This window comes from Streptococcus sp. IMAU 99161 (assembly GCF_014435245.1).
GTDB classification, from domain to species: domain Bacteria; phylum Bacillota; class Bacilli; order Lactobacillales; family Streptococcaceae; genus Streptococcus; species Streptococcus lactarius.
Map to the genome: position 1 here is coordinate 458,663 of NZ_JAAPAW010000011.1, position 25,282 is coordinate 483,944.

Consider the following 25,282-nt stretch of genomic DNA (forward strand, 5'->3'; position numbering starts at 1 on the left):
TTTCAAGGAGACCATAGGATGTCTGTAAAGATTGCCTTACTAGGATTTGGTACCGTTGCGAGTGGTGTACCATTTTTATTAAAAGAAAATAGCGGAAAAATCACCCAGGCTGCTCATGATGACATTGAGATTGCCAAGGTCTTGGTTCGTGATGATGCGGAGAAGGAAAAATTGCAAGCTGCAGGTCATGACTACAACTTTGTGACTAATGTCGATGAGATCATCGAAGATAAAGAGATTGCCATCGTAGTGGAATTGATGGGCCGGATCGAACCGGCTAAGACCTTTATCACCCGTGCTCTTGAAGCAGGAAAGCACGTGGTTTCTGCGAACAAAGACCTTCTTGCTGTTCATGGAAGTGAGTTGCTTGCGATTGCGAAGGAACACCATGTCGCCCTCTATTATGAAGCTGCCGTAGCGGGTGGGATTCCCATTCTTCGGACCTTGGTGAATTCTTTGGCTTCCGACAAGGTGACCAAAGTTCTCGGTGTGGTCAATGGGACCTCCAACTTCATGATGACCAAAATGGTCGAAGAAGGTTGGACTTATGAAGATGCATTAGCAGAAGCGCAACGACTTGGTTACGCTGAAAGTGACCCCACCAATGACGTTGAAGGAATCGATGCGGCTTATAAGATGGTGATTTTGAGCCAATTCGCCTTTGGGATGAACATCCAATTTGACCAAGTGGGTCATAAGGGAATCAGCCAAATCACTCCTCAGGATGTCTCAGTAGCTCAAAGCCTTGGCTATGTGATCAAGCTGGTTGGCTCCATCGTTGAAACAGAGTCAGGGATCGCAGCAGAAGTGACACCAACCTTCCTTCCAAAACAACATCCACTGGCAGGTGTGAACGGGGTGATGAACGCAGTCTATGTGGAATCAATCGGGATTGGTGAGTCTATGTACTATGGACCTGGTGCGGGTCAAAAACCAACTGCTACAAGCGTAGTAGCCGACCTCGTTCGCATTGTCCGTCGTCTAAAAGAAGGAACGATCGGAAAAGCCTTCAATGAATACAGCCGTCCCCTTCAATTGGCCAAACCAGAAGATGTGAAGAACAATTATTACTTCTCCATCAAGGCACCAGATGCGACGGGTCAAATCTTGCGTCTTGCCGAGATCTTTAATGTAGAAGGAGCTTCCTTCAAGCAAATCCTTCAGGAAGACTCAGATGGTCAATTTGCAAGCGTGGTTATCATTACCCACCAAGTTAACCAAACCCAATTCAAGAACTTGGTTGAAAAGTTGGATTCAGAGGCGAATTTCGAACTCTTGAATACCTTTAAAGTTTTGGGAGAATAAGCATGAAAATTATTGTTCCAGCAACCAGTGCCAATGTAGGACCCGGTTTTGATTCTGTTGGGATTGCCGTGACTCGCTATTTGACCATTGAAGTCCTTGAACCAGCAGATGCTTGGGTCATTGAGCATGATCTAGGAGCAGGGATTCCGACAGATGAGAAAAACCTCTTGCTTCAAACAGCATTGTCGATTGCTCCAGCTATTCAACCACATCATATCAAGATGCTAAGTCAAGTGCCTTTGGCGCGTGGTCTTGGTTCTTCTAGTTCTGTCATTGTCGCAGGAATTGAATTGGCCAACCAATTAGCTGATCTCAAGCTGTCAGATGCTGAGAAATTACGCATTGCAACCAAAATCGAAGGGCACCCGGATAACGTAGCACCAGCTATTTTTGGTAATATGGTTATTGCGAGCTATATCGGTGAGGATGTTCAATATGTGACAGCCGATTTCCCAAGTTGTGACCTGGTTGCTTTTGTACCGAGCTACCAATTGAAGACCAGTGATAGTCGCAATGTCCTACCGAAAGAATGGTCCTACAAAGAGGCCGTTGCTGCTAGTAGTGTTGCCAACGTGGCTATCGCAGCTCTCCTCAAGGGAGATTTGCTGACGGCTGGTCGCTCCATCGAGTCGGACCACTTCCACGAGCGCTACCGTCAATCCTTGGTCAAAGAGTTTCCTCAGGTCAAAGAAGTAGCCCATGCGCATGGGGCTTACGCGACTTATCTGTCAGGAGCAGGCCCAACGATCATGAACCTTCTAGCTCCAGAGCACACAGCAGCCTTTGTCGCGGATCTCGAAAAAATGGGTCTGGATGGGGATATTTTCCAACTTAAAATTGACACATTTGGCGTTCGTGTTGAGAAATAATATAGAATGTAACAAAATTGAAATAAGGATGTATACGAATGTATATGTCCTTTTGGCTTCTCCTATGGTAGAATAGGGAACTGTATGAGGAAATGTTCAAGTTTCCTGAAAATGTAGGGGGATATATGAAACCAGAATATTTATATAGTATTGCAACGGACTTAGGTCTTCAATTTGATAGTGAATCCCGTGTCATGTATGGGGATCGCGAAGGCTTTTTATTGGTCATTGAAGGGACTCAAACCAAGAATGTATTTGCCATTTCTGTCAGTGTGAAACCAGGTGCCCAAGGGGACCTCATCGAAGAGAATGATGCAATTTGGCAGGACTTAAAATCCCAATCTAAAGTGATCAATGCTGTTTCATTTGACGAGCACTTGGTCAAGGTCGGTGTCAAAGGTGGCATGTCCAAAAAGAAGACCGTCGAAAGCCTATGGAATGGGATCCAAGAGCTTGTCGATTTCTTGCACAACCATCAATTTGTTCAAGTCAATGCCGCTACAGGTGAGGAAGGTCCAATCGGCTTGTATCAAATCGGAGACTCCGTCTTTTTAATTGATGATGCGACTTTCCAAGAATACCAAGCGCAAGTTCAAGATACTGTCAAAGTATATGAGGCAAAGGAAGAAAACTTTCTATTGGGGATCGTGGGATCCTTGGTGGGTGCAATTTTAGGTGGCGCTGTTGCTTTAGTCATTGCTCGTTTCGGGTATGTGTCTGTATTTGCAGGCTTAGCCCTTGGCTACTGTACGATCAAAGGGTATGAACTCCTTGGTAAGAAATTAACCACAAAAGGAGTCGTAGTCTCTGCCATCTGGATGATCTTGACAGTCTTGCTGGTGCATCAACTTGACTACGCATTGGAGGTTATGAAACAGTATGACGCTGGATTTGGAGACGCATGGAACTCGATCAATGATGCGGTTTTCCACTCAGATTTTCCTGAGAATTATTTCCTCAATCTAGGAATGTTAGTGGTCTTTACACTTGGTGGCGCATGGATTTCAGTCCAATCTGCGCTTGAAGTACAAAAGAACCGTGCAATCGCACGTAGAATTGTGTAATAAAAGATTAGAGAGAGTGGGACAGAAATCGGTCATTCGTTAGAATTCGATTTCGTCGTCTCACCTCCGCACAGCTTCAACAGTCTGGGAGACTGTTGAAGGTTGCAGATAAAGGAAACATAGGGAATCTTTGAAGCTTAAAAAGCGAACAAAGACTTAGGATACTTGCTTCGCAAGTTCTATCCACCACCTCAAAGCAGTGCTTTGAGCACTCAACCACTGCGTCTTGCTCGACAATCCAAAAACAATCGAGAGGCTAGGACTTTTGTCCCAGCTTCTTTTCTTTTTTGGGGGTCGTAAAATGGTGAAAAATTTGGTATAATGGACTAGATTTTATAGAGAGAGAATTTACTGAAGATGATTGAAAAAATCAAACAAATTCTTGAAGGGATTGATATCCGTTTTCAAGAACCGTTAAAATATTATACCTTTACAAAGGTTGGGGGAAATGCTGAATTTCTGGCTTTTCCTCGCAATCAATACGAATTAAAACGCATTGTAAACTTTGCCAACCAAGAGAAGATTCCTTGGATGGTCCTTGGTAATGCCTCCAATATCATTGTCCGAGATGGAGGGATTCCTGGCTTTGTGATTATGTTTGATCGCTTGCGAGACATCAGTGTGGACGGTTATGTGATCGAAGCCGAAGCGGGGGCAAAACTGGTGGATACGACACACGTCGCCTTGCATCATAGTCTGAAAGGCTTTGAGTTTGCGAGTGGTATTCCGGGTAGTGTCGGTGGTGCTGTTTATATGAATGCGGGAGCTTATGGTGGAGAGATTTCTCATGTCCTTGTATCCTGTAAGGTACTGACCAAGGATGGAGAGATTGAAACCTTGTCGAACAAGGAATTGGCCTTTGGTTATCGTCATTCCAAAATTCAAGAGACAGGTGCTGTGGTCATCTCAGCCAAATTTGCCTTGTCACCTGGTAATCACGAGCAAATTAAGCAAGAGATGGATCGTTTGACCCACCTGCGTCAATTGAAACAACCCCTCGAGTATCCTTCTTGTGGATCGGTCTTTAAGCGTCCAGTGGGTCATTTTGCAGGGCAATTGATCAGTGAAGCAGGACTTAAGGGCTGCCGTATTGGTGGTGTGGAAGTGTCTGAAAAACACGCTGGCTTTATGATCAATGTGGAGAATGGAACAGCGAAAGATTATGAAGACTTGATCGCCCATGTGATTGAGTCAGTCGAAGCACACTCAGGTGTCCGTCTAGAGCCAGAAGTTCGCATTATCGGTCAAAAATAAAGAGCCTACATGATAGGTTAGTACTAAGGTATCCGATTTACCTCAGAATGGAAAGGGGGTGAGTGCCTATCGATACCGTAAATAGGTGGGGCAGTCTTGTAAGTCCCCGAGAGGTATTGGTGGTCTGACAGATCTTCTGTCAGCCACTGCTTTCTGTAAGGGAAGCAGTTTGGTATGTATAGTAAAGAAGGAATTTATGTGAATTGAAAAAACCGATTATTGAGTTTAAAAATGTTTCAAAGGTCTTTGAAGATAGCGGTACCGTTGTCCTAAAGAATATCAACTTTGAGTTGGAAGAAGGGAAGTTTTATACCCTTCTTGGAGCATCTGGATCAGGAAAGTCTACGATTCTGAATATCATCGCTGGTCTCTTAGATGCGACCAGTGGGGATGTCTATCTTGATGGGGAACGGATCAATGATGTCCCAACCAACAAACGGGATGTCCACACCGTCTTTCAATCCTATGCCCTATTTCCACACATGACGGTCTTTGAAAATGTGGCGTTTCCTCTTCGTTTGAAGAAGGTGGACAAGGCGGAGATTGAACGTCGTGTCTCAGAAGTCTTGAAAATGGTGCAGTTGGAAGGATTTGAGAAACGTTCAATCCAAAAACTATCTGGTGGTCAACGCCAGCGGGTAGCCATTGCCCGGGCTATCATCAATGAACCGCGCGTGGTCCTTTTGGATGAACCCTTGTCAGCCCTTGACTTGAAATTGCGGACTGACATGCAGTATGAGCTGCGGGAATTGCAACAACGCTTGGGCATTACCTTTGTCTTTGTGACCCATGACCAAGAAGAAGCTCTTGCCATGAGTGACTGGATCTTCGTCATGAATGAAGGAGAGATTGTCCAATCGGGAACTCCTGTAGATATCTATGATGAGCCGATCAACCACTTTGTAGCCACCTTTATCGGGGAGTCCAACATTCTAGATGGACGCATGATCGAGGACTACTTGGTTGAGTTCAATGGCAAACGCTTTGAAGCCGTGGACGGTGGGATGCGTCCTAATGAACCAGTCGAAGTGGTCATTCGACCAGAAGACTTGCAAATCACTCTTCCTGAAGAGGGCAAACTCCAAGTCAAGGTCGATACCCAGCTCTTCCGTGGGGTGCATTACGAAATTATCGCTTATGATGATTTGGGCAATGAGTGGATGATTCACTCGACTCGTAAGGCCATCGTGGGAGAAGTCATCGGGTTAGACTTTGAACCAGAAGACATCCACGTCATGCGTCTCAATGAAACCGAAGAAGAATTCGATGCGCGGATTGAGGAATATGTAGAAATCGAAGAGCAAGAAGCTGGTTTGATTAATGCCATTGAGGAGGAAAGAGATGAAGAAAACAACCTCTAATCTGTTTACCATCCCATATTTCTTGTGGATTTTCCTCTTTGTATTGGCTCCGGTGGCCTTGATTGTCTTGCAATCTTTTTTCAACGTTGAAGGGCAATTTTCACTAGACAACTACAAGGAATTCTTTACCGCACAAAACCTGACCTATTTAAAGATGAGCTTTAACTCAGTTCTTTATGCGGGGATTGTCACCTTCGTGACACTCTTGATTTCTTATCCAACTGCTTACTTCTTGACCCAACTCAAGCATCGCCAGCTATGGCTAATGTTGATTGTCCTTCCAACCTGGGTCAATCTTTTGCTCAAGGCCTATGCCTTTATTGGGATCTTTGGTCAAGACGGTTCTATCAATAGCTTTTTGAGTTTTATCGGAATCGGTCCTCAGCAGATCCTCTTTACGGATTTCTCTTTCATTTTTGTAGCCAGCTACATCGAGTTGCCATTTATGATTCTCCCGATTTTCAATGTCTTAGATGATTTAGATCCAAACTTGATCAATGCTAGCTATGATTTGGGAGCCAATCGTTGGGATACCTTCCGTCGAGTCGTATTTCCTTTGTCCATGAATGGGGTTCGCTCAGGCGTGCAATCCGTCTTTATCCCTAGTCTCAGCCTCTTTATGTTGACGCGCTTGATCGGTGGGAACCGTGTCATTACCTTGGGGACTGCGATTGAACAGCACTTCTTGACAACGCAAAACTGGGGAATGGGTTCTACCATTGGAGTTGTCCTGATCCTTGCCATGCTCCTTATCATGTGGGCTACGAGAGAAAGGAGAGAACGATGAAAAAAGTATCTCATTTCTATCTAGGATTTGTCTTTCTCATCCTTTATCTCCCGATCTTTTATTTGATCTTTTATGCCTTCAATAAAGGGGGAGATATGAATGCTTTCACTGGCTTTACCATGGAACATTTCAAAGAGTTATTCGCAGATACTCGCTTGATGCTGATTCTGACAGAGACCTTCTTTTTAGCTTTCTTATCCGCCCTGATTGCGACAGTGATCGGGACCTTTGGAGCGATTTATATTTATCAATCCAAGAAAAAATTAGAAGGACCGTTGCTTTCCATCAACAATATCCTCATGGTAGCGCCAGATGTTATGATTGGAGCCAGCTTCTTGATTCTTTTTACGACGGTGAAGTACCAGCTAGGTTTCCTTTCTGTTTTGGCTAGTCACGTGGCCTTCTCGATTCCCATTGTGGTCTTGATGGTCTTGCCACGGCTTAAGGAAATGAACCGGGATATGGTCCATGCAGCCTATGACTTGGGAGCGACCCAAGTGCAAATGCTGAAAGAGATTATGATGCCCTATCTGACACCAGCCATTATTGCCGGTTACTTTATGGCCTTTACCTATTCTCTAGATGATTTCGCCGTGACCTTCTTTGTAACTGGTAATGGCTTTAGCACCTTGTCTGTAGAGATCTACTCTCGTGCTCGTCAAGGGATTTCCCTCAGTATCAATGCCTTGTCAGCCCTTGTCTTTCTCTTTAGTGTGCTCTTGGTCATCGGTTATTACTTTATCACCCGTGAAAAGGAGGAAGCAGCATGAAAAAACTCTATTCATTCCTAACAGGAATTGTCATGGTGATCCTGATCCTCTGGGGTATTAGCCATCAAATTGAAGCCAGCATGAACACAAAGAATAGCGACAAGCTGGTCATCTACAACTGGGGAGATTATATTGATCCAGAGTTGCTTAAGGAATTCACCAAAGAGACGGGAATTCAGGTACAGTATGATACCTTCGATTCCAACGAAGCCATGTACACCAAGATCAAGCAAGGAGGAACTACCTACGATATTGCCATTCCGAGTGAATACATGATCGCTAAAATGATGGATGAACACCTGATTGAAAAATTGGATCAATCAAAGATCAAGGGAATGGAACACATTGATCCAAGGCTCTTGAATCAATCATTTGACCCAGGAAATCAATATTCCGTTCCTTATTTCTGGGGGACTTTGGGAATTATCTACAATACCAAGATGGTCAAAGAAGCTCCAGAACACTGGTCAGATCTTTGGCGTGAAGAATATCGAAACGACATCATGATGTATGATGGTGCGCGTGAGATGATGGGAATTGGGCTCAATACCTTAGGTTATAGCCTCAATGAAAAGGATCCAAAGAAATTGCAAGAAGCAGTGGATAAACTCTACACCTTGACGCCAAATATCAAAGCTTTGGTGGCCGATGAGATGAAAGGCTACATGATCCAAAACAATGCAGCTATTGGTGTGACCTTCTCAGGAGAAGCTAGCCAAATGTTGGATGCCAATAAGGATCTTCGCTATGTCGTCCCAACTGAAGCCAGCAACCTCTGGTTTGATAACATTGTCATTCCCAAAACGGTGAAGAATAAAGAAGCCGCTTATGCCTTTATTAACTTTATGCTTCGACCAAAAAATGCCTTGAAAAATGCTCTTTATGTTGGCTACTCAACGCCAAATAAAGAAGCCAAAGCCATGTTGCCTGAAGATGTCCGAAATGATCAAGCCTTTTATCCAAGCGATGAAACGCTAAAACATTTGGAAGTCTACCAACAACTTGGAAAAAAATGGCTCGGCATCTATAACGATCTTTATCTACAAGTGAAGATGTACCGGAAATAAATCAAAAAAGGACCTTCGGGTTCTTTTTTGATTTAAGATAAACTCCTCTTAGAAACTTTCCTTAAGTGAGTACGGACGTCAGCTTACTTCGAAGAAGTTCCATGACTTAGTTTTGGACCTAAGGTTCCAAAACTCCCGAGTGCTAGAAACAATGGTGTTTCTAGCACTTTTCTCACAGCGGAAAGTTTCATTCTATATTTAGATGCTCTACAAAAATACAACATTTGAATTTTTAGCATCACTTAGCTGTTATTTGTAAAAAAGGATTATCTATATTCTAGCAAAACACCGCAAGTTCTTTTATGATTGTTGCATAAAGTCTCTAACTAGTGACTTAGATTGAGATTCAAATGAAAGATGCTATAATAGTAAAGAAAGTGACTGGCCCATTTAGTCATGAAAGGAAGGATTGGAGAAGAGATGAAGAGACGATTGGAACTATTTTTGATTATTCTGTTACCGATCCTAGGAATCATTTTTCTAGGAGGAAAAATCATGACCCTGACCAAAAGGCCGGAGCAGAAGATAACAAGCACTTCTTCAAAGAAAGTTGTACAAAAATCAAAAGAAGAAATAAAAAAAGAGCAAATCGCTTTTCTCAAGGAACATGAGCGAGAAATCGTCGATTTTGTGAAGGCTCAAAATCCAAAAGTCGAATCTGTCCAGATTGATTGGGATGAAACTCAGATGAGTGATGGTGGTATGTTTAATCCAGAGTACTATATGAATGTTTATGGTCGCATCAATAACAATGAGAATTCTGGTTGGGGAGTGGATATCCCACTGGAAAATAATGAAAAAGTGAATTTAAGTGAGATGTTTATCGGTTCAGATATTAGAATTAATGGTGAACCTATTTCTTAATGAAATATAAAGTTTTTTGAAAAAGAACTGTTTTAGAAAAATACGCCTCATGAAAAAACAAACGATGTTTAAACTAATCACTACGATAGCTATCTTTGTGAGCATGGGGGGGTTCGTAAAACAAAAGGAACAAACGAAACAAGCGCAAACTGTCACCTCTTCATCAACCAAAGAAGATAAGGAAACCATTAAACAAAAACAGCTCGCCTATCTGAAAGATCACGAGCAAGAAATCATTGATTTTGTGAAGAAACAAAATTCAAAAGTTGAATCCGTACAGATTGATTGGGATGAAACTCAGATGAGTGATGGTGGTCTCACAACCCCCAAATATTATATAAATGTTTTTGGGGGCATTAATCATATTGACGATTCTGGTTGGGGAATAGACATTCCAATTAATAATGATCAGTCAATTGAAATGCGAGAAATGTTTATGCTCCATGAACCTACGATTGGCGGAAAGCCTATTTCCTAATCAAGTGCAATGCATTTTGAAAAAGAACTGTTTTAGAGAAAGTTACCCCATGGAAAAACGAATGATTTTTAAATTAATCACTACATTAGCTCTCCTTGCAAGTATAGGAGGATGTACCATAAAATCAAAAGAGCAAACAAAACAAGCACCAATTGCAACCTCTTCGACAAGCAGAGAGGACAAAGAAGCGATAAATAAAAAACAAATCGCTTATCTCAAAGATCACGAGCAAGAAATCATCAATTTTGTAAAGTCAAAAAATTCTAAAATAAAATCTGTTCAGGTTAATTGGAGTGATATTCGATGGGGCGAAGCAGGCAACGGAACTCCTCAAGGAGGTGGCGAAATCATCGAGTTGTATGGTGGTTTTAATCATATTGAAAATTCTGGTTGGAATGTCACGATTGAGATTGTTAATGAAATGCCTGATCTAAAAACTATGATGTTAAGCAATGGTTTTAGTGTTGGAGGAGAAGTATTTGAGTAATTGGGACAAGGAAAAGCTATGAGATTAGAAACAAGACAAATCGTGATAACAGTTGTTGCTATTGCTGGATTTTTAAGCCTTGGAGGGTGTGTTGGGAAGCCAAAAGAACAGACGAAACCAATAAATTACATCGCTTCTTCGTCAACCAAGGAAGACAAAGAAGCCATTAAACAAAAACAGATCGCCTATCTGAAAGATCACGAGCAAGAAATGACTGCCTATGTGAAAGCACATAATGCCAATATTCATCAGGTGTCTTATGACTGGGACAGTATTAAAACAGTTGTAGGAGGTAATGGAACACCTCAGGGAGGTGACGAAATACTATTAGTTTATGGTTATGGCAATGAAAGTAAACGAACGAATTTTAGCTTGAATTTTACGTTAGACGAAAATAAGATTCCTAAGATAGATTCAATTGGTTCTGATAGTTTATATCGAGTAGAAAAGAACTGATTTATCCGTTAGACAATTAGAGATGCAATAGAAGAATCACCTTTGAACGAAATAATAATGAGAAAACAAATAAATAATCTGATGATCGCACTTGCTTTCATTTCAACACTTGGATGTCTAGTAGGATGTGTGAAGCAAGAACATGAAAAGAGCAGACAAGAGAAAATTGTCGCATCCTCATCAATTAAAGAAGACAAAAAAGCCATTAAACAAAAACAACTTGCTCATCTCAAAGAGCATGAGCAAGAAATCGTCGATTTTGTGAAAGCCCAAAATTCGAAAGTCGAATCCGTGCAGATTAATTGGGATGAAACTGAGTGGGGCGTGGCAGGAAATGGAACACCTCAAGGTGGTGACGAAATGATTCTCATTTTTGGAGGGTTTAATCAAAATCCTGAATCCAGTTGGCGAGTTGATGTGGTCGTGGAAGATGGCAAAATTAATTTAAAGACGATGTCTTTGGGCCAATACTTAAGGATGGGTGGAAGAATTTTCGAATAAATAAGTTGATAGATCAATTCGAAGTGTGTAGATTGGAGAGAATTGAATGAAGAGACAAATGGAACTATTTTTGATCATTTTGTTACCGATCCTAGGACTGGTTTTTCTTGGAGGAAAAATCATGACCCTGACCAAAAAGCCCGAACAGAAGGTAACTTCCTCATCCTCAAAGAAAGTCGTACAGAAATCAGAAGAAGAAATAAAAAAAGAACAAGTAGCCTATCTGAAAGAACATGAACAGGAGATTGTTGATTTAGTCAAAGCACAAAATTCAAAAGTTGAATCCGTTCAGATAGATTGGGATCAGACACAATGGAGTGATGGTGGACTGACAACTCCTGAATACTATATGAATGTTTATGGACGTATAAATCATATTGAAGAATCGAGTTGGGGAGTAGATATCCCAATTAATGAGGACAATACATTGAATCTAGATGAGATGTATCTAGGATCCGACATTGGTATAGGGGGAAGATTATTTGAGTAATTGGAATTTAAAAAGTTTTGATAATCTATATGCTTCATTAGCAGAATCAGCTTACAGATATAGGCCCACAAACTTTCCATATGAACAATTGGATCAAATCCAGGATGAGCGTTCAAAGCTCAAATGGGAGTATGACAACGAGATCGATGCTTTCTATAAAAATCAGAAAAAAATAGAATCAGAAGCTAAAAAAAATCAGTAAGGGCGTCCTTACTGATTCTTTTAGTTGGATCCAGATGTGGCTGTATCTGCGCCCCTATTTGTAGCTGTGGAACCTTGATCTTGTGCGGCAGATGAACTGGTATCTGCAGCGGAGGAACTATTGGTTTCTTTTTGAGAACTTGTCTCTGTATTGCTTGAATCGGTTTGCGTATTGGTATTGGTGTTGGTGTCTGTCGCGGCGGAGTCAGAACTCTTATCGTGAACGACGACCACACTGGTACTACTTGAAGGTTTATTATCGGATTTTTGATTGTCCTTGTTGAGGAGGCTCATAATGGTAAAGGAAGTGACGATAATCCCTAAGAGACTGGCAATCGTAGCTACAACCGTTTGAAATACGGATAGACCTTGTTTGACTTTTTCACCACGTGAAGGTCTTGAATCTGTAGTATCTTCTGGTTTTTGGTTTCTGTTACTTCTTGAATAGTGTGACATGTTCTTTCTCTTTCTATCAAAAATTGTTTTCTAATACTTTCTTATTATAAGTCATTTTCTGAAAAATGTCTAAAAATAAATGGATTTTAGCGTGTGGATTTCAAAAGAGAGATTTGATCAAATCCTTGTCCCGAGCGGTTAGAAATGATAAAATAGAAGTTACGTAAAAAGAAAGTGATGGATGCGCAAGACATGATTTATTTTGATAATTCAGCAACGACGAAACCTTATCCAGAGGCCCTTGCGACTTATACAGAAGTAGCGACACGGATCTGGGGTAACCCTTCTAGTTTGCATAATCTAGGTAGTCAAGCGACTCGTATTTTAGAGGCTTCTAGAAAACAGATTGCGGAGCTGATTGGGAAAAAAGCTGAGGAAATTTATTTCACGTCTGGTGGGACAGAAGGGGACAACTGGGTTCTCAAGGGTGTTGCCTTTGAGAAAGCCCCTTATGGCAAGCATATCATTGTCTCTGACATCGAGCATCCCGCTATCAAGGAGTCCGCTGCTTGGTTAAAGACGCAGGGATTCGAAGTGGATTATGCTCCAGTGGATGCGCGTGGCTTTGTAAAAGTAGATGAACTGGCTCGTCTCCTTCGTCCAGATACGACCTTGGTTTCTGTTATGGCCGTCAACAATGAAATTGGCTCCATCCAGCCCATCCATGACATCGCGGCTCTCCTAGAAGATCGCCCAACGATTAGTTTCCATGTCGATGCGGTTCAAGCTTTAGCCAAGGTAGCAACAGAGGTCTATCTACCAGAGCGCGTGGACTTTGCGACCTTCTCTAGTCACAAATTCCATGGTCTTCGTGGAGTTGGCTTTGTCTACATCAAAGAAGGCAAAAAGATCACACCCCTCTTAACGGGTGGAGGTCAAGAAAAAGAAATGCGCTCGACAACTGAGAACGTGGCAGGTATCGCAGCAACCGCAAAAGCCCTACGCTTAGCTATGGAAAACCAAGAAGCTTTTGCCAGTAAGACCCAGCAGTTGAAAGAAGTGATCCGCAAAGAATTGGCTAACTATCCGGATGTCACTATCTTTTCCGGTGAAGATCACTTTGCGCCTCACATCTTGACTTTTGGGATCAAAGGAGTCCGTGGAGAAGTCGTCGTGCACGCCTTTGAAGAGTTTGACATCTATATCTCAACGACCAGTGCCTGCTCGTCCAAGACTGGAAAACCAGCTGGTACCTTGATTGCCATGGAAGTGGACAAGAGTATCGCCCAGACAGCTGTCCGCTTAAGTCTCGATTTTGAAAATGACATGAGCCAAGTCGAGCAATTCTTGACCAAGTTCAAACTGATATATGAAAAAACCCGAAAAGTACGATAATTTTAGAAAGAAATCAACATGACCTTAACCTATTCAGAAATTATGATTCGCTATGGTGAGCTTTCTACTAAAGGGAAGAACCGGATGCGTTTCATCAATAAATTGCGCAATAATATCCAAGATGTTTTATCTATCTATCCAGCTGTCAAAGTGACAGCCGACCGCGATCGGGCACATGCTTATCTTCATGGGACGGATTATGAACCAGTAGCCGAATCTCTCAAGCAGGTTTTTGGGATTCAAAATTTTTCACCCGTTTACAAGATTGAAAAATCAGTACCAGCCTTAAAAGCAGCGGTGCAAGAGATTATGAAGGAGATTTACAAGGAAGGCCTGACCTTTAAAATCTCAAGTAAGCGCAGTGACCACACCTTTGAGCTTGATAGCCGCGAACTCAATCAAAACTTGGGTAGTGCTGTCTTTGAAGCCATTCCAACCATTCAGGCTCAGATGAAAAAGCCAGATATCAACCTGCAAGTCGAAATCCGGGAAGAAGCAGCCTACATCTCTTATGAAACCATTAAGGGTGCTGGTGGGCTTCCTGTGGGCACTTCTGGCAAGGGTATGCTCATGCTTTCTGGCGGGATTGACTCTCCCGTGGCTGGTTACCTGGCCTTGAAGCGGGGTGTGGACATTGAAGCGGTCCACTTTGCAAGTCCCCCTTATACAAGTCCTGGTGCGCTGAAAAAAGCGCAAGACCTAACCCGGAAGTTGACCAAGTTTGGAGGTAATATCCAATTTATCGAGGTGCCATTTACAGAGATCCAAGAGGAGATCAAGGCCAAAGCGCCTGAAGCCTATCTCATGACCCTGACCCGCCGCTTTATGATGCGCATTACGGACCGTATTCGTGAGGAAAGACGTGGTCTGGTCATTATCAATGGTGAAAGCTTGGGACAAGTGGCTAGTCAAACCTTAGAGAGTATGCAGGCTATTAATGCAGTGACCAATACGCCGATCATTCGTCCAGTAGTAACCATGGATAAGCTGGAGATCATTGACATTGCACAAGCGATTGATACTTTTGAGATCTCGATTCAACCATTTGAAGATTGTTGTACGATTTTTGCGCCTGACCGTCCAAAGACTAATCCAAAACTGAAGAATGCAGAGCAGTATGAGCAACGCATGGATGTGGAAGCTTTGGTTGAGCGAGCTGTAGCAGGCATCGTCGTAACGGAAATCACACCAAAAGCAGAAAAAGATGAGGTCGATGACCTGATTGAGGATTTGCTATAGGAGAGACTGGGATGCTCCAGCCTCTTTTTATCACTGAATAGAAGGAAAGAAAATGAAAAAAATTATCGTGCTAATGACAAGTGTACTTTTGTTGACAGGCTGTGTGAAGGTGTCATTTACTGGCCCAAAAAAAGAAGAGAAGACTAGCCAGTCAACCAGCAGCAAAAAAGAACCCCTCACATTTGTCAGAGCCGACCAGTATAAAGATCAGGAAAATGCAATCTTGGAAGCGTCTGAGAAATTTATCAAGGAACATCCGACCCTTGGAGAACCTGGAAAATTATTTGTCTTTTTCCCAGGATATACCTTTGGAGATGAAGAAAATCGTTTAGCCTTGTTCTTTATTGTGAATCGCACCACCTCAACGATCGATCGTGATGGATCCTTTGTTCTAAATCTAGAATATAATGGAGAGCCACTTTTCAAAGATGTCACAGTGAACTATGAAGTGAGCGAATCAGGGGTATTGAAACCCAATACCGCTGCCGCAATCCCAATCAAAATTACCAAGGAACAAGAAGAAAAAATGAAGGCTATGAATGATTCTTCAAAAGCCAAAATGAGTTTCAAAGACTTTAAATTTAAGGAATAAAGTAAGGTAGAGAGACGTACTTCCAAAAAAACGTTAGAAATAAAGGGATTTTTTCTATGAAAATCCGTTTTCAAAGGCAAAAAGACTTGTCATTGTTGGATAGAAGTGTTATACTTATAAAGTTGACTATGCACATGCCTGTGCAACCGCTCGATCATCGTCGCTCATCCTTATGAGCTGAAGTGGTTCGTCCCACGATGCTAGGCGAGTCTTCACAAAAATACGGGGAAACCCAAAAATACATAGGAGGTGCATAATGAGCACATACGCAATCATTAAAACTGGCGGAAAACAAGTTAAAGTTGAAGTTGGTCAAGCAGTCTACGTTGAAAAATTGAACGTTGAAGCTGGTCAAGAAGTTACATTTAACGAAGTTGTTCTTGTTGGTGGTGAAAACACTGTTGTCGGAACTCCACTTGTTTCAGGAGCTACTGTTGTTGGAACTGTTGAAAAACAAGGAAAACAAAAGAAAGTTGTTACTTACAAGTACAAACCTAAAAAAGGTAGCCACCGTAAACAAGGTCACCGTCAACCTTACACTAAAGTTGTCATCAACGCTATCAACGCTTAATTTTTAGGAGAACACATGATACAGGCAGTCTTTGAGAGAGCCGAGGATGGCGAGCTGAGGAGTGCAGAAATCACTGGGCACGCTGGAAGCGGTGAATACGGCTTTGATGTCGTGTGTGCATCGGTTTCGACTCTAGCCATTAACTTTGTCAACTCTGTTGAGAAATTTGCGGGCTATGAACCGGACCTAGAATTAAACGAAGAAGAAGGTGGCTTTCTTCGGGTAACCATCCCGAATGAAATCCCACCCCATCAAAGAGAAATGACCCAATTATTCTTTGAATCATTTTTCTTAGGGATGGCCAACTTATCGGAGAACTCATCAGAGTTCGTCCAAACAAGAGTTATCACAGAAAACTAACTGGAGGAAAACAATTATGTTGAAATTGAATCTTGCTAACTTGCAACTTTTCGCCCACAAAAAAGGTGGAGGTTCTACATCAAACGGACGTGATTCACAAGCGAAACGTCTTGGAGCTAAAGCAGCTGATGGACAAACTGTAACAGGTGGATCTATCCTTTACCGTCAACGCGGTACTCACATCTACCCAGGTGTGAACGTTGGACGTGGTGGAGACGATACTTTGTTCGCAAAAGTTGAAGGCGTAGTACGCTTCGAACGTAAAGGTCGCGATAAAAAACAAGTTTCTGTTTACCCAATCGCAAAATAATAGATTTTATTCTATAGAAAGATGAGTCTTACAGGCTCGTCTTTTTTATGTTCAAAAATTCACTTTTTACATGCAAAATAATCAAAATTATATTGACAATAAGTTATTATAGTGATATACTCATAGTATAAACATTTGGAAAGATAAGGAGGTAATGAAAGTGGCCTTAAATCAGCTTTTTAGTAAAGATCTGGTATTTTGCTTACATGCTGACAATCAAGAAGATCTTTTCAATCAAGTAGCAAGTCTCCTCGAAGAGAGAAAAATTGTTGCTTCAACTTATCGTTCTGCTTTGTTAGAGCGTGAAAAGTCATTCCCAACAGGGTTGGATATGGGATTTCTGGGTAAGGATTTACCAAATGTAGCCATTCCTCACACGGATATCGTTCATAATCTCACGGAGAATGTGGTTGTAGTTCGTTTGGATCAGCCAGTGACTTTTCATAATATGATCGCTCCGGATCAAGAAGTAGAGGTTTCACTCTTATTCTTCATCATCAATAATTCGAGTTCGAGCCAGACCAATATCCTTGCTCAGTTGATGGATTTCTTTACATCAAACGGCAATTTGGAAGCTTTATCGAAACTGGATAGTGAAGAAAAACTCTACGACTATATCACGGAATCGATTTCCTAAAACATTCGTAAATATTTATAATGGAGGACATCCAAATGATTAAAATTTTAGCTGCCTGTGGTGCAGGCGTTAACTCTAGCCACCAAATCAAGAATGCGGTGGAAGAAGAGTTGTCAAACCGTGGTTATGATGTGCATTGCGATGCGGTTATGGTCAAAGATGTCAATGAAGATTTGATTTCTGGTTATGATATCTTTACTCCGATTGCTGCAACTGATTTAGGATTTGATCCTGGGATTCCAGTGATTGAAGCAGGTCCAATTTTGTTCCGTATTCCTGCGATGAGTGCACCAGTCTTTGATAGCATCGAAGCAGCCATTAAAGAACATGGATTACATTGATATTTTTTTAGATGTATTTGTAAACGCTATCCAATAATATTCTTGGATGCATCAATTGTGTGTTTTACAAAATAACTATAAATCGGGAGGATTTATTATGAATGGCATTATAGATTTTGCCAATACGATTTTCAAACCCATTCTAGATATGGGTGCTCCAATCATCATGTTAATCGTATTGACTTTATTGGCTCTCTTATTTGGAGTGAAATTCTCCAAAGCGCTTGAAGGTGGTATCAAACTTGCCATCGCTCTTACTGGTATCGGTGCCATTATCGGTATGCTTAATACTGCTTTCTCAGCATCTCTTGCAAAATTCGTTGAGAATACTGGTATTCAATTAAATATCACTGACGTTGGTTGGGCACCTCTTGCGACTATCACTTGGGGATCTGCTTGGACCCTTTACTTCTTATTGATCATGTTGATCGTTAACGTTGTCATGTTGGCTATTAAGAAAACTGACACACTTGACGTCGATATCTTCGATATCTGGCACTTGTCTATCACTGGTCTGTTGATTAAATGGTATGCGGACAAGAATGGAGTGAGCGCAGGAGTTTCACTTTTCGTTGCAACTCTTGCAGTTGTCCTCGTAGGTATTATGAAGATCATCAACTCAGACTTGATGAAACCAACATTTGATGATCTTTTGAATGCACCAAGTTCATCTCCAATGACATCTACTCACATGAACTACATGATGAACCCAATCATCATGGTCTTGGATAAGATTTTTGATAAAGTTCTTCCTGGTCTTGATAAATACGACTTTGACGCCGCTAAATTGAACAAGAAGATCGGTTTCTGGGGTTCTAAATTCTTTATCGGTTTCCTTCTTGGTATCGTCATCGGTATCATGGGTACTCCACATCCAGTTGCTGGTGTAGCTGATGCTAAAACTTGGGAATTGGTTGTTAAAGGTTGGTTGAGCCTTGGTTTGACTGCCGGTGTTTCCTTGGAATTGTTCTCATTGATCGGTTCTTGGTTCATCGCAGCGGTAGAACCATTGTCACAAGGTATTACAAACGTTGCTACAAAACGTCTTCAAGGACGTAAATTTAATATCGGTTTGGACTGGCCATTCATCGCTGGTCGTGCTGAAATCTGGGCTTGTGCCAACGTACTTGCACCAATCATGTTGATCGAAGCAGTGCTTCTTTCTAAAGTCGGAAATGGCATCTTGCCACTTGCAGGGATCATCGCAATGGGTGTGACTCCAGCTCTCTTGGTTGTGACACGTGGTAAATTGATCCGTATGATCATCTTCGGAAGCCTTCTCTTGCCACTCTTCCTTCTTTCAGGAACATTGATTGCACCATTTGCAACTCAATTGGCTAAGAGTGTTGATGCCTTCCCTAAAGGGGTAGCTTCTACTCAATTGATCACTCACTCAACTCTTGAAGGACCAGTTGAAAAATTACTCGGTTGGACAATCGGTAACGCAACATCTGGTGATATCAAATTGATCCTTGGTGTAGTTGTCTTCTTGGCCTTCTATATCGGAATCTTCGCTTGGTACAGAAAACAAATGATCAAACGTAACGAAGAATATGCTGCAAAAGCAAAATAATTTCTAATGAAATCTAAGGTTTCATAACAAATCACCATAGCTGATCGGCTATGGTGATTTTTCGTCTTCGAGTTTTTTTGATGGAAGTGAGGCCTGTTTTTTTCGTTTCTCAGGCTTCTTTCAGTGTGATTTTTATGATATAATTATTAGATACTGTAATGAGGAAATTTGAATGAATATACAACAATTACGTTATGTCGTGGCCATTGCCAATAGTGGGACCTTTCGTGAGGCCGCTGAAAAGATGTATGTGAGTCAGCCAAGTTTATCGATTGCTGTACGTGATCTGGAAAAAGAACTAGGCTTTAAGATTTTTCGTCGGACCAGCTCAGGGACTTTTTTGACCCGTCGGGGAATGGAATTTTATGAAAAGGCGCAAGAAGTCGTCAAGGGCTTTGATGTTTTTCAAAATCAATATGCTAGCCCTGAAGAAGAGAAAAAAGAATTCTCTATTTCCGGTCAGCACTATGACTTTTTGCCTCCTTTGATGACGGAGTTCTCGACGCGTTATCCGGAAAATAAAAACTTCCGCATCTTTGAGTCAACGACGGTCCAAATTTTGGATGAAGTGGCTCAAGGGCATAGTGAGTTGGGGATTATTTATCTCAACCGTCAAAATACCAAGGGGATTATGCAACGCGTCGATAAATTAGGACTTGAAGTGGTGGATTTGATTCCTTTTCAGACCCATATTTACCTTCGCAAAGGACATCCTCTGGCTAAGAAGAAAAAACTGGTCATGGAAGATCTAGCTCAGCTACCAACCGTTCGCTTTACCCAAGAAAAGGATGAGTACCTCTATTATTCAGAGAACTTTGTCGATACCAGCTCGAGCTCCCAAATGTTCAACGTGACAGACCGGGCTACCTTAAATGGAATCTTGGAGCGAACAGATGCTTATGCGACAGGCTCTGGCTTTTTGGACAGTCAGTCAGTGAATGGTATTACCGTGATTCCTTTAGAAGACAACTTGGACAATAAAATGGTCTATGTCAAACGTGAAGAAGTGGATCTCTCCCCTGTAGCAGAGAAGTTTGTCGAAGTCATGGTCGAATATTTTGATCAAAAGAGGTAAGTGATGAAAAGAAAAATAGGAATTCCTCTAGCCATTGTCCTCTTGGTGTTTGTAGATCAATGGGTCAAATGGTATGTGGTGAAGCATATTCCACTGGGTGTCGTGAAATCCTTTGTTCCTCATGTGGTTAGTCTGACCTATCTTCAAAACACAGGTGCAGCTTTTTCGCTTCTTGAAAATCAGCAATGGTTCTTTACCCTTATCACTCTTGTCGTGATGGTGGGGGCCTTTTACTATCTCTATAAGCACCTCAAGGGATCGCTTTGGATGGTGACAGGCTTGACCTTAGTCATTGCAGGTGGCTTGGGGAATTTTATCGATCGCCTGCGTCAGGGCTTTGTCGTCGATATGTTCCACCTAGACTTTATGAATTTTGCCATTTTTAACGTGGCAGACAGTTATTTGACAGTCGGAGTTTTCTTGCTCCTGATCCTGATGTTGAAAGAGGAAACGCATGGACATTAAAATTGAAGTAGCCGGTGCGCGACTGGATAAGGCTTTGGCGGATTTGACGCCCTTGTCACGAGCTGTAGCCAGTGAGCAGATCAAAGAAGGAAAAGTTCTGGTCAATGGAACTGTGAAAAAGGCTAAGTATACGGTCAAAGAAGGAGACATCATCCAGTATGAAGTCCCAGAAGTGGAAGAGGTCAGCTATGAAGCAGAAGATCTGCCCTTAGACATCGTCTATGAGGACCAGGATGTCGTTGTCGTCAATAAACCCCAAGGCATAGTTGTTCACCCCAGTGCGGGCCATACCAGTGGAACCTTGGTCAATGCCCTTTTATACCATGTCAAAGACCTTTCAGGGATCAATGGAGAATTGCGTCCCGGGATCGTCCACCGGATCGACAAAGACACATCAGGTCTCTTGATGGTCGCAAAAAATGACCAAGCCCATATCGCTTTGGCTGAGGAGTTAAAAGACAAAAAATCTCTCCGGAAGTATTGGGCTATTGTCCATGGGAATCTTCCCAATGATCGGGGTGTGATCGAAGCACCAATTGGTCGCAGTGAAAAGGACCGGAAAAAACAAGCGGTGACAGCGAAAGGCAAGCCTGCTGTGACCCGTTTTCAAGTCTTGGAGCGCTTTGGAAATTACACGCTGGTAGAGTTGCAACTGGAGACCGGTCGGACCCACCAAATTCGGGTGCACATGGCCTATATTGGCCATCCAGTGGCTGGAGACCCTGCTTATGGTCCCAAGAAGACACTCAAAGGAAAAGGACAGTTTCTTCACGCGCGGACACTCGGTTTTACCCACCCACGTACAGGAGAGACTTTGGAATTTACAGCAGAAGTGCCAGCGATCTTTGAGAAAACGCTGGAAGACCTTCGAAAAGGATAATGAAGAATGAGAGTGGGACAGAAATCGGTAATTCGTTAGAATTCGATTTCGTTGTCCCACCTCCGCACAGTTGAGTAGGGCTGTAAAAGCTGATGAAATCAGCGTAGTAGAGCCCACTCAACCACTGCGCCTTGCTCGACAATCCAAAAAGAATTGAGAGGCTAGGACTTTTGACCCAGCCTCACTTTCATTACATACGAAATAAATAGTATTAGAAAGAAACATAGAGATGAAAGCAAAACGAATCGTCTTTAAAGTAGGGACCTCGTCTTTGACCAATCCAGACGGGAGCCTCTCTAGACAGAAGGTCAAGGTCATTACCCAGCAGTTGGCTCTCTTACACGAATTGGGTCATGAGTTGATCTTGGTCTCATCAGGGGCAGTTGCTGCTGGGTTTGGTGCCCTTGGTTTTAAGAAACGGCCGACTAAGGTGGCAGACAAGCAAGCCTCTGCGGCAGTTGGTCAAGGGTTATTGATGGAAGAATATACCTCTAATCTTCTTTTACGCAACATTGTTTCTGCACAAATTTTATTAACCCAGGATGACTTTGCGGATCAACGTCGCTATAAGAATGCCCACCAGGCCCTTTCTGTCTTACTCAACCGTGGGGCGATTCCGATTATCAATGAAAATGATACGGTCTCTATCGCTGAGCTAAAAGTTGGTGACAATGATACCTTGAGTGCGCAAGTTGCGGCCATGGCCCAAGCTGATCTATTAGTGCTGTTGACGGATGTGGATGGCCTCTATACAGCCAATCCTTCTCAGGATCCAACAGCCAAGCGTTTGGAGCGGATCGAGCACATTTCTCGCGAGATGATCGAGATGGCTGGTGGTGCTGGTAGTAGCAATGGGACTGGAGGGATGCTGACCAAACTCAAGGCAGCGACCTTGGCGACAGAGTCAGGGGTTCCCGTCTATATTTGCTCGTCTCTCAAGCCGGATGCCTTGATCGAAGCAGCGCAAGAGCAAGCAGATGGTAGTTACTTCCTAGCTGAGGACAAGGGCTTGAAAACCCAGAAGCAATGGCTAGCCTTTTATGCAGAAAGTAAAGGGGCTGTTTGGGTGGATGCAGGAGCGGCTGAGGCCTTGTTGGAATACGGAAAGAGCTTATTAATTTCTGGTGTGACCAAGGCAGAAGGGGATTTCTCTTATCAAGACATCGTCAGCGTCTATCATCAGGAGACTGGTCAATTACTAGGAAAAGGCAAGGTCCGTCTCGGCCAGTCAGCTGTGCGCGATATGCTCCAATCTAAAAAAGCCAAAGGAATCCTTATCCACCGTGATGATTGGATCTCGGTAACTCCTGAGATTGACTTACTCTTTACAGAATTCTAAAGGAAAATGTATGGAAACAACACAAGAACAATTAGCATTAGCGAGATCGGCTAAGAAAAGCATCAATACGGCTAGTACAGCTCTTAAAAATCAGGCCTTAGAAGCTATGGCCAGCCAACTTCTGAAAGCGACGGAAGCCATTTTAGCAGCCAATCAAATCGATATGGAAGCAGCACGCGGGAAGATCTCTGAAGTCATGCTAGATCGCCTATTTCTTGATCAAGAGCGGATTGAAGGGATGGCAGAAGGTATCCGTGCTTTAATCGATCTGCCAGATCCGATTGGGGAAGTGCTGGATACCGAAGTTTTGGAAAATGGCCTTGAAATCCAGAAAGTTCGAGTCGCTATGGGCGTCATTGGGATCATTTATGAAAGCCGTCCAAATGTAACGTCAGACGCTGCAGCGCTTGCCATCAAGAGTGGAAATGCAGTAGTCCTTCGTACGGGAAGGGATGCCTTTCATTCTGCTCAAGCGATCGTGACCGCTCTTACGGCTGGATTGGAAGAAGCCGGACTCAATCCAGACCTTCTCCAATTAATCCAAGATACGAGTCGAGCTTCCAGCCTTGCCATGATGAAGGCCAAGGGCGATCTCGATTTGCTCATCCCACGAGGTGGTGCTGGCTTGATCCAAGCAGTGGTTGAAAATGCCATTGTCCCGGTGATCGAGACAGGAACTGGTATTGTTCATGTCTATGTGGACAAGGAGGCTGACTTCCAGAAAGCCCTAGCGATTATCGAAAATGCCAAGACCAGTCGCCCCTCTGTCTGCAATGCGATGGAGGTCTTGCTGGTCGATCAAGCGATCGCGTCTGACTTCTTGCCTTTGGTCAAAGAGCGTTTAGTGGATGAGCGGGAAAGATCGGTTGAGTTGCGTCTAGATGAGAACGCACAGGCTATTATTTCGGGGACAGCAGCGCAGGAGCAGGATTTTGATACCGAATTTTTAGATTATATTTTATCAGTCAAGGTCATTGATGGAGTCGAGGAAGCGGTGGACCACATAGAAGCTCATAGCACCCATCATTCGGATGCTATTGTGACTGAAAATTCGGAGACAGCCGCTTACTTCACCAAGCTAATGGATTCAGCAGCTGTTTATGTCAATGCGTCTACACGCTTTACAGACGGGGGCCAATTTGGCCTCGGTTGTGAAATGGGGATCTCGACGCAGAAACTCCATGCGCGTGGACCGATGGGACTGCGAGAAATGACCAGTTACAAGTATATCGTCAGTGGAAATGGACAAGTGAGGTAGGTATGAAAGTAGCATTTATCGGTCTTGGAAATATGGGGGCTAGTCTGGCCAAAGCGGTCGCAAAAGAAGTGGCCAGCACAGACCTGCTCTTGGTCAATCGTTCCCCACAAAAGGTGGAAGAGTTTATCAGCCAGTATGGGGGAACTGCGTCTCATCTTGAACAAGTCTTTCAAGAGGCGGAGGTCATCTTCTTAGGTGTCAAACCCTACCAAATCTGCCCTTTACTTGAAGACTACCAGGATTTTTTGGGCCAACGTTCCAATCTCCTGTTGGTGTCTATGGCAGCAGGTCTGGAACTAGATAAGATGGCGGGTGTGGTTAAGAATGAGCGGATAGGGCTTATCCGCATCATGCCCAATACGCCCGTAGCCATTGGTCAAGGTGTCATCAGTCTGGCCCGCACTCAAGCTGTAACAGACCAGCAAGTAGCCCGAGTCAAACAGCTTCTAGCAGGAGCAGGGACTCTCTACGAAATCGAGGAAAAATTGATGGATCCTGCAACGGCTGTTGCAGGCTGTGGTCCAGCCTTTGTCTATCAGATGATCGAAGCCATGGCAGATGCGGCAGTAAGCTTGGGGCTTTCACGAGAGCAAGCCTTGCAGATGGCGGCCCAGACTTTCCAAGGAGCTAGTCAAATGGTCTTAGAGACAGGAGAACACCCAGCCCACTTGCGAGATGCAGTTTGTAGCCCAGGTGGGTCTACCATCGCAGGTGTCAATCGCTTAGAACAAGTCGGCCTACGGGGCGACATCATTGCAGGTGTGGAAGCAGCCTACAAACGCACCCAAGAAATGGGAAAAGAGGCGGCGAAGAAATAGAAGAAAAGAGAGTGGGACAGAAATCGGTCATTCGTTAGAATTCGATTTCGTCGTCCCACCTCCGCACAGTTGAGTAGGG

30 protein-coding genes and 1 other annotated feature are annotated in these 25,282 nt (G+C 43.0%); of the genes, 29 read left to right on the top strand and 1 reads right to left on the bottom strand.

Going from position 1 to position 25,282, the window contains the following annotated elements; translation table 11 throughout:
* Nucleotides 1-18: 18 nt before the first annotated feature.
* The 14 genes from HA044_RS07745 (at nt 19) to HA044_RS07810 (ending at nt 11,753) form a co-directional block, all read left to right on the top strand.
* Complete coding sequence (locus tag HA044_RS07745) at nt 19-1,305, top strand: homoserine dehydrogenase (RefSeq protein ID WP_187540621.1); 1,287 nt, start codon at nt 19-21, stop codon at nt 1,303-1,305.
* A 2-nt stretch (nt 1,306-1,307) separates the two neighbouring features.
* Nucleotides 1,308-2,174 carry a homoserine kinase gene (gene thrB, locus HA044_RS07750; RefSeq protein ID WP_187540622.1) on the top strand — a complete coding sequence of 289 codons (867 nt, stop codon included), beginning with the start codon at nt 1,308-1,310 and terminating at the stop codon, nt 2,172-2,174.
* A 125-nt stretch (nt 2,175-2,299) separates the two neighbouring features.
* Nucleotides 2,300-3,238, top strand: a complete 939-nt coding sequence (locus tag HA044_RS07755; protein WP_187540623.1) for a hypothetical protein — start codon at nt 2,300-2,302, stop codon at nt 3,236-3,238.
* Nucleotides 3,239-3,595: 357 nt separating this feature from the next.
* The gene (gene murB / locus HA044_RS07760; protein ID WP_398588535.1) at nt 3,596-4,492 is read left to right on the top strand and encodes a UDP-N-acetylmuramate dehydrogenase; all 897 of its coding nucleotides are present in this window, start codon (nt 3,596-3,598) and stop codon (nt 4,490-4,492) included.
* A gap of 203 nt (nt 4,493-4,695) precedes the next feature.
* Nucleotides 4,696-5,853 (top strand): ABC transporter ATP-binding protein, encoded by a 1,158-nt coding sequence (locus HA044_RS07765; RefSeq protein ID WP_187540624.1) that lies wholly within the window; start codon nt 4,696-4,698, stop codon nt 5,851-5,853.
* Nucleotides 5,834-6,640 carry an ABC transporter permease gene (locus HA044_RS07770; protein ID WP_187540625.1) on the top strand — a complete coding sequence of 269 codons (807 nt, stop codon included), beginning with the start codon at nt 5,834-5,836 and terminating at the stop codon, nt 6,638-6,640. The genes HA044_RS07765 and HA044_RS07770 overlap by 20 nt, the downstream gene beginning before the upstream one ends.
* Complete coding sequence (locus tag HA044_RS07775) at nt 6,637-7,410, top strand: ABC transporter permease (protein WP_187540626.1); 774 nt, start codon at nt 6,637-6,639, stop codon at nt 7,408-7,410. The genes HA044_RS07770 and HA044_RS07775 overlap by 4 nt, the downstream gene beginning before the upstream one ends.
* Nucleotides 7,407-8,477 (top strand): PotD/PotF family extracellular solute-binding protein, encoded by a 1,071-nt coding sequence (locus HA044_RS07780; protein WP_187540627.1) that lies wholly within the window; start codon nt 7,407-7,409, stop codon nt 8,475-8,477. Before HA044_RS07775 ends, HA044_RS07780 begins: the two co-directional genes overlap by 4 nt.
* Nucleotides 8,478-8,897: 420 nt before the next feature.
* Nucleotides 8,898-9,341, top strand: a complete 444-nt coding sequence (locus HA044_RS07785; RefSeq protein WP_187540628.1) for a hypothetical protein — start codon at nt 8,898-8,900, stop codon at nt 9,339-9,341.
* Nucleotides 9,342-9,390: 49 nt separating this feature from the next.
* Nucleotides 9,391-9,819, top strand: a complete 429-nt coding sequence (locus HA044_RS07790) for a hypothetical protein (RefSeq protein ID WP_187540629.1) — start codon at nt 9,391-9,393, stop codon at nt 9,817-9,819.
* 49 nt (nt 9,820-9,868) lie between these two features.
* Nucleotides 9,869-10,306 carry a lipoprotein BUG3 gene (locus HA044_RS07795; RefSeq protein WP_187540630.1) on the top strand — a complete coding sequence of 146 codons (438 nt, stop codon included), beginning with the start codon at nt 9,869-9,871 and terminating at the stop codon, nt 10,304-10,306.
* A gap of 18 nt (nt 10,307-10,324) precedes the next feature.
* A complete protein-coding gene (locus tag HA044_RS07800) occupies nt 10,325-10,762 on the top strand; it encodes a hypothetical protein (RefSeq protein WP_187540631.1) in 438 nt (145 codons plus the stop codon).
* A 129-nt stretch (nt 10,763-10,891) separates the two neighbouring features.
* Nucleotides 10,892-11,263 carry a lipoprotein BUG3 gene (locus HA044_RS07805; protein WP_398588538.1) on the top strand — a complete coding sequence of 124 codons (372 nt, stop codon included), beginning with the start codon at nt 10,892-10,894 and terminating at the stop codon, nt 11,261-11,263.
* Between the two features lie 46 nt (nt 11,264-11,309).
* Nucleotides 11,310-11,753: a hypothetical protein gene (locus HA044_RS07810; RefSeq protein WP_187540633.1), complete on the top strand. Its 444-nt coding sequence runs from the start codon at nt 11,310-11,312 to the stop codon at nt 11,751-11,753.
* Between the two features lie 222 nt (nt 11,754-11,975).
* On the opposite strand, the gene HA044_RS07815 is transcribed toward HA044_RS07810, so the two are convergent.
* Nucleotides 11,976-12,410 (bottom strand): DUF6556 family protein, encoded by a 435-nt coding sequence (locus HA044_RS07815; RefSeq protein WP_187540634.1) that lies wholly within the window; start codon nt 12,408-12,410, stop codon nt 11,976-11,978.
* 192 nt (nt 12,411-12,602) lie between these two features.
* On the opposite strand from HA044_RS07815, the gene HA044_RS07820 reads away from it, so the two are divergent.
* The 15 genes from HA044_RS07820 (at nt 12,603) to proC (ending at nt 25,203) form a co-directional block, all read left to right on the top strand.
* A complete protein-coding gene (locus HA044_RS07820; protein ID WP_187540635.1) occupies nt 12,603-13,745 on the top strand; it encodes a cysteine desulfurase family protein in 1,143 nt (380 codons plus the stop codon).
* A gap of 18 nt (nt 13,746-13,763) precedes the next feature.
* Complete coding sequence (thiI, locus tag HA044_RS07825; RefSeq protein WP_187540636.1) at nt 13,764-14,984, top strand: tRNA uracil 4-sulfurtransferase ThiI; 1,221 nt, start codon at nt 13,764-13,766, stop codon at nt 14,982-14,984.
* A gap of 52 nt (nt 14,985-15,036) precedes the next feature.
* A complete protein-coding gene (locus HA044_RS07830; protein WP_187540637.1) occupies nt 15,037-15,576 on the top strand; it encodes a hypothetical protein in 540 nt (179 codons plus the stop codon).
* A gap of 134 nt (nt 15,577-15,710) precedes the next feature.
* Nucleotides 15,711-15,798 (top strand) — a sequence feature (ribosomal protein L21 leader region).
* Nucleotides 15,799-15,832: 34 nt separating this feature from the next.
* Nucleotides 15,833-16,147, top strand: a complete 315-nt coding sequence (gene rplU / locus HA044_RS07835; RefSeq protein ID WP_003007734.1) for a 50S ribosomal protein L21 — start codon at nt 15,833-15,835, stop codon at nt 16,145-16,147.
* 15 nt (nt 16,148-16,162) lie between these two features.
* On the top strand, nt 16,163-16,507 hold the full coding sequence (locus tag HA044_RS07840; protein WP_187540638.1) for a ribosomal-processing cysteine protease Prp: 345 nt from the start codon (nt 16,163-16,165) through the stop codon (nt 16,505-16,507).
* 16 nt (nt 16,508-16,523) lie between these two features.
* Nucleotides 16,524-16,817: a 50S ribosomal protein L27 gene (rpmA, locus tag HA044_RS07845; RefSeq protein ID WP_003002805.1), complete on the top strand. Its 294-nt coding sequence runs from the start codon at nt 16,524-16,526 to the stop codon at nt 16,815-16,817.
* Between the two features lie 154 nt (nt 16,818-16,971).
* Entirely contained in the window at nt 16,972-17,454 is a 483-nt protein-coding gene (locus HA044_RS07850) for a PTS sugar transporter subunit IIA (RefSeq protein WP_222935350.1), read from the top strand.
* Nucleotides 17,455-17,489: 35 nt separating this feature from the next.
* Nucleotides 17,490-17,795, top strand: a complete 306-nt coding sequence (locus tag HA044_RS07855; protein ID WP_187540639.1) for a PTS sugar transporter subunit IIB — start codon at nt 17,490-17,492, stop codon at nt 17,793-17,795.
* Between the two features lie 97 nt (nt 17,796-17,892).
* Complete coding sequence (locus tag HA044_RS07860; protein ID WP_187540640.1) at nt 17,893-19,368, top strand: PTS transporter subunit IIC; 1,476 nt, start codon at nt 17,893-17,895, stop codon at nt 19,366-19,368.
* Nucleotides 19,369-19,540: 172 nt separating this feature from the next.
* Nucleotides 19,541-20,443 (top strand): LysR family transcriptional regulator, encoded by a 903-nt coding sequence (locus HA044_RS07865; RefSeq protein WP_187540641.1) that lies wholly within the window; start codon nt 19,541-19,543, stop codon nt 20,441-20,443.
* Between the two features lie 3 nt (nt 20,444-20,446).
* Complete coding sequence (lspA, locus tag HA044_RS07870) at nt 20,447-20,908, top strand: signal peptidase II (RefSeq protein ID WP_187540642.1); 462 nt, start codon at nt 20,447-20,449, stop codon at nt 20,906-20,908.
* Nucleotides 20,898-21,788, top strand: a complete 891-nt coding sequence (locus tag HA044_RS07875; RefSeq protein WP_187540643.1) for an RluA family pseudouridine synthase — start codon at nt 20,898-20,900, stop codon at nt 21,786-21,788. The genes lspA and HA044_RS07875 overlap by 11 nt, the downstream gene beginning before the upstream one ends.
* A gap of 229 nt (nt 21,789-22,017) precedes the next feature.
* Entirely contained in the window at nt 22,018-23,127 is a 1,110-nt protein-coding gene (gene proB, locus HA044_RS07880) for a glutamate 5-kinase (RefSeq protein ID WP_187540644.1), read from the top strand.
* 10 nt (nt 23,128-23,137) lie between these two features.
* A complete protein-coding gene (locus HA044_RS07885; protein WP_187540645.1) occupies nt 23,138-24,385 on the top strand; it encodes a glutamate-5-semialdehyde dehydrogenase in 1,248 nt (415 codons plus the stop codon).
* A gap of 2 nt (nt 24,386-24,387) precedes the next feature.
* Nucleotides 24,388-25,203: a pyrroline-5-carboxylate reductase gene (proC, locus tag HA044_RS07890; RefSeq protein WP_187540646.1), complete on the top strand. Its 816-nt coding sequence runs from the start codon at nt 24,388-24,390 to the stop codon at nt 25,201-25,203.
* Nucleotides 25,204-25,282 lie beyond the last annotated feature (79 nt).

Bases quoted from the DNA above. Each gene is read 5' to 3' on its own strand.
- HA044_RS07780 (WP_187540627.1), top strand. From the start codon at position 7,407: ATGAAAAAACTCTATTCATTCCTAACAGGAATTGTCATGGTGATCCTG.
- lspA (WP_187540642.1), top strand. From the start codon at position 20,447: ATGAAAAGAAAAATAGGAATTCCTCTAGCCATTGTCCTCTTGGTGTTT.
- HA044_RS07855 (WP_187540639.1), top strand. From the start codon at position 17,490: ATGATTAAAATTTTAGCTGCCTGTGGTGCAGGCGTTAACTCTAGCCAC.
- HA044_RS07865 (WP_187540641.1), top strand. From the start codon at position 19,541: ATGAATATACAACAATTACGTTATGTCGTGGCCATTGCCAATAGTGGG.
- HA044_RS07770 (WP_187540625.1), top strand. From the start codon at position 5,834: ATGAAGAAAACAACCTCTAATCTGTTTACCATCCCATATTTCTTGTGG.
- HA044_RS07790 (WP_187540629.1), top strand. From the start codon at position 9,391: ATGAAAAAACAAACGATGTTTAAACTAATCACTACGATAGCTATCTTT.
- HA044_RS07800 (WP_187540631.1), top strand. From the start codon at position 10,325: ATGAGATTAGAAACAAGACAAATCGTGATAACAGTTGTTGCTATTGCT.
- proC (WP_187540646.1), top strand. From the start codon at position 24,388: ATGAAAGTAGCATTTATCGGTCTTGGAAATATGGGGGCTAGTCTGGCC.
- HA044_RS07860 (WP_187540640.1), top strand. From the start codon at position 17,893: ATGAATGGCATTATAGATTTTGCCAATACGATTTTCAAACCCATTCTA.
- HA044_RS07755 (WP_187540623.1), top strand. From the start codon at position 2,300: ATGAAACCAGAATATTTATATAGTATTGCAACGGACTTAGGTCTTCAA.
- HA044_RS07815 (WP_187540634.1), bottom strand. From the start codon at position 12,410: ATGTCACACTATTCAAGAAGTAACAGAAACCAAAAACCAGAAGATACT.
- HA044_RS07810 (WP_187540633.1), top strand. From the start codon at position 11,310: ATGAAGAGACAAATGGAACTATTTTTGATCATTTTGTTACCGATCCTA.
- thrB (WP_187540622.1), top strand. From the start codon at position 1,308: ATGAAAATTATTGTTCCAGCAACCAGTGCCAATGTAGGACCCGGTTTT.
- rplU (WP_003007734.1), top strand. From the start codon at position 15,833: ATGAGCACATACGCAATCATTAAAACTGGCGGAAAACAAGTTAAAGTT.
- HA044_RS07875 (WP_187540643.1), top strand. From the start codon at position 20,898: ATGGACATTAAAATTGAAGTAGCCGGTGCGCGACTGGATAAGGCTTTG.
- HA044_RS07775 (WP_187540626.1), top strand. From the start codon at position 6,637: ATGAAAAAAGTATCTCATTTCTATCTAGGATTTGTCTTTCTCATCCTT.
- HA044_RS07785 (WP_187540628.1), top strand. From the start codon at position 8,898: ATGAAGAGACGATTGGAACTATTTTTGATTATTCTGTTACCGATCCTA.
- HA044_RS07840 (WP_187540638.1), top strand. From the start codon at position 16,163: ATGATACAGGCAGTCTTTGAGAGAGCCGAGGATGGCGAGCTGAGGAGT.
- rpmA (WP_003002805.1), top strand. From the start codon at position 16,524: ATGTTGAAATTGAATCTTGCTAACTTGCAACTTTTCGCCCACAAAAAA.
- HA044_RS07850 (WP_222935350.1), top strand. From the start codon at position 16,972: ATGAAAGTGGCCTTAAATCAGCTTTTTAGTAAAGATCTGGTATTTTGC.
- HA044_RS07885 (WP_187540645.1), top strand. From the start codon at position 23,138: ATGGAAACAACACAAGAACAATTAGCATTAGCGAGATCGGCTAAGAAA.
- murB (WP_398588535.1), top strand. From the start codon at position 3,596: ATGATTGAAAAAATCAAACAAATTCTTGAAGGGATTGATATCCGTTTT.
- HA044_RS07830 (WP_187540637.1), top strand. From the start codon at position 15,037: ATGAAAAAAATTATCGTGCTAATGACAAGTGTACTTTTGTTGACAGGC.
- HA044_RS07745 (WP_187540621.1), top strand. From the start codon at position 19: ATGTCTGTAAAGATTGCCTTACTAGGATTTGGTACCGTTGCGAGTGGT.
- HA044_RS07820 (WP_187540635.1), top strand. From the start codon at position 12,603: ATGATTTATTTTGATAATTCAGCAACGACGAAACCTTATCCAGAGGCC.
- thiI (WP_187540636.1), top strand. From the start codon at position 13,764: ATGACCTTAACCTATTCAGAAATTATGATTCGCTATGGTGAGCTTTCT.
- HA044_RS07795 (WP_187540630.1), top strand. From the start codon at position 9,869: ATGGAAAAACGAATGATTTTTAAATTAATCACTACATTAGCTCTCCTT.
- proB (WP_187540644.1), top strand. From the start codon at position 22,018: ATGAAAGCAAAACGAATCGTCTTTAAAGTAGGGACCTCGTCTTTGACC.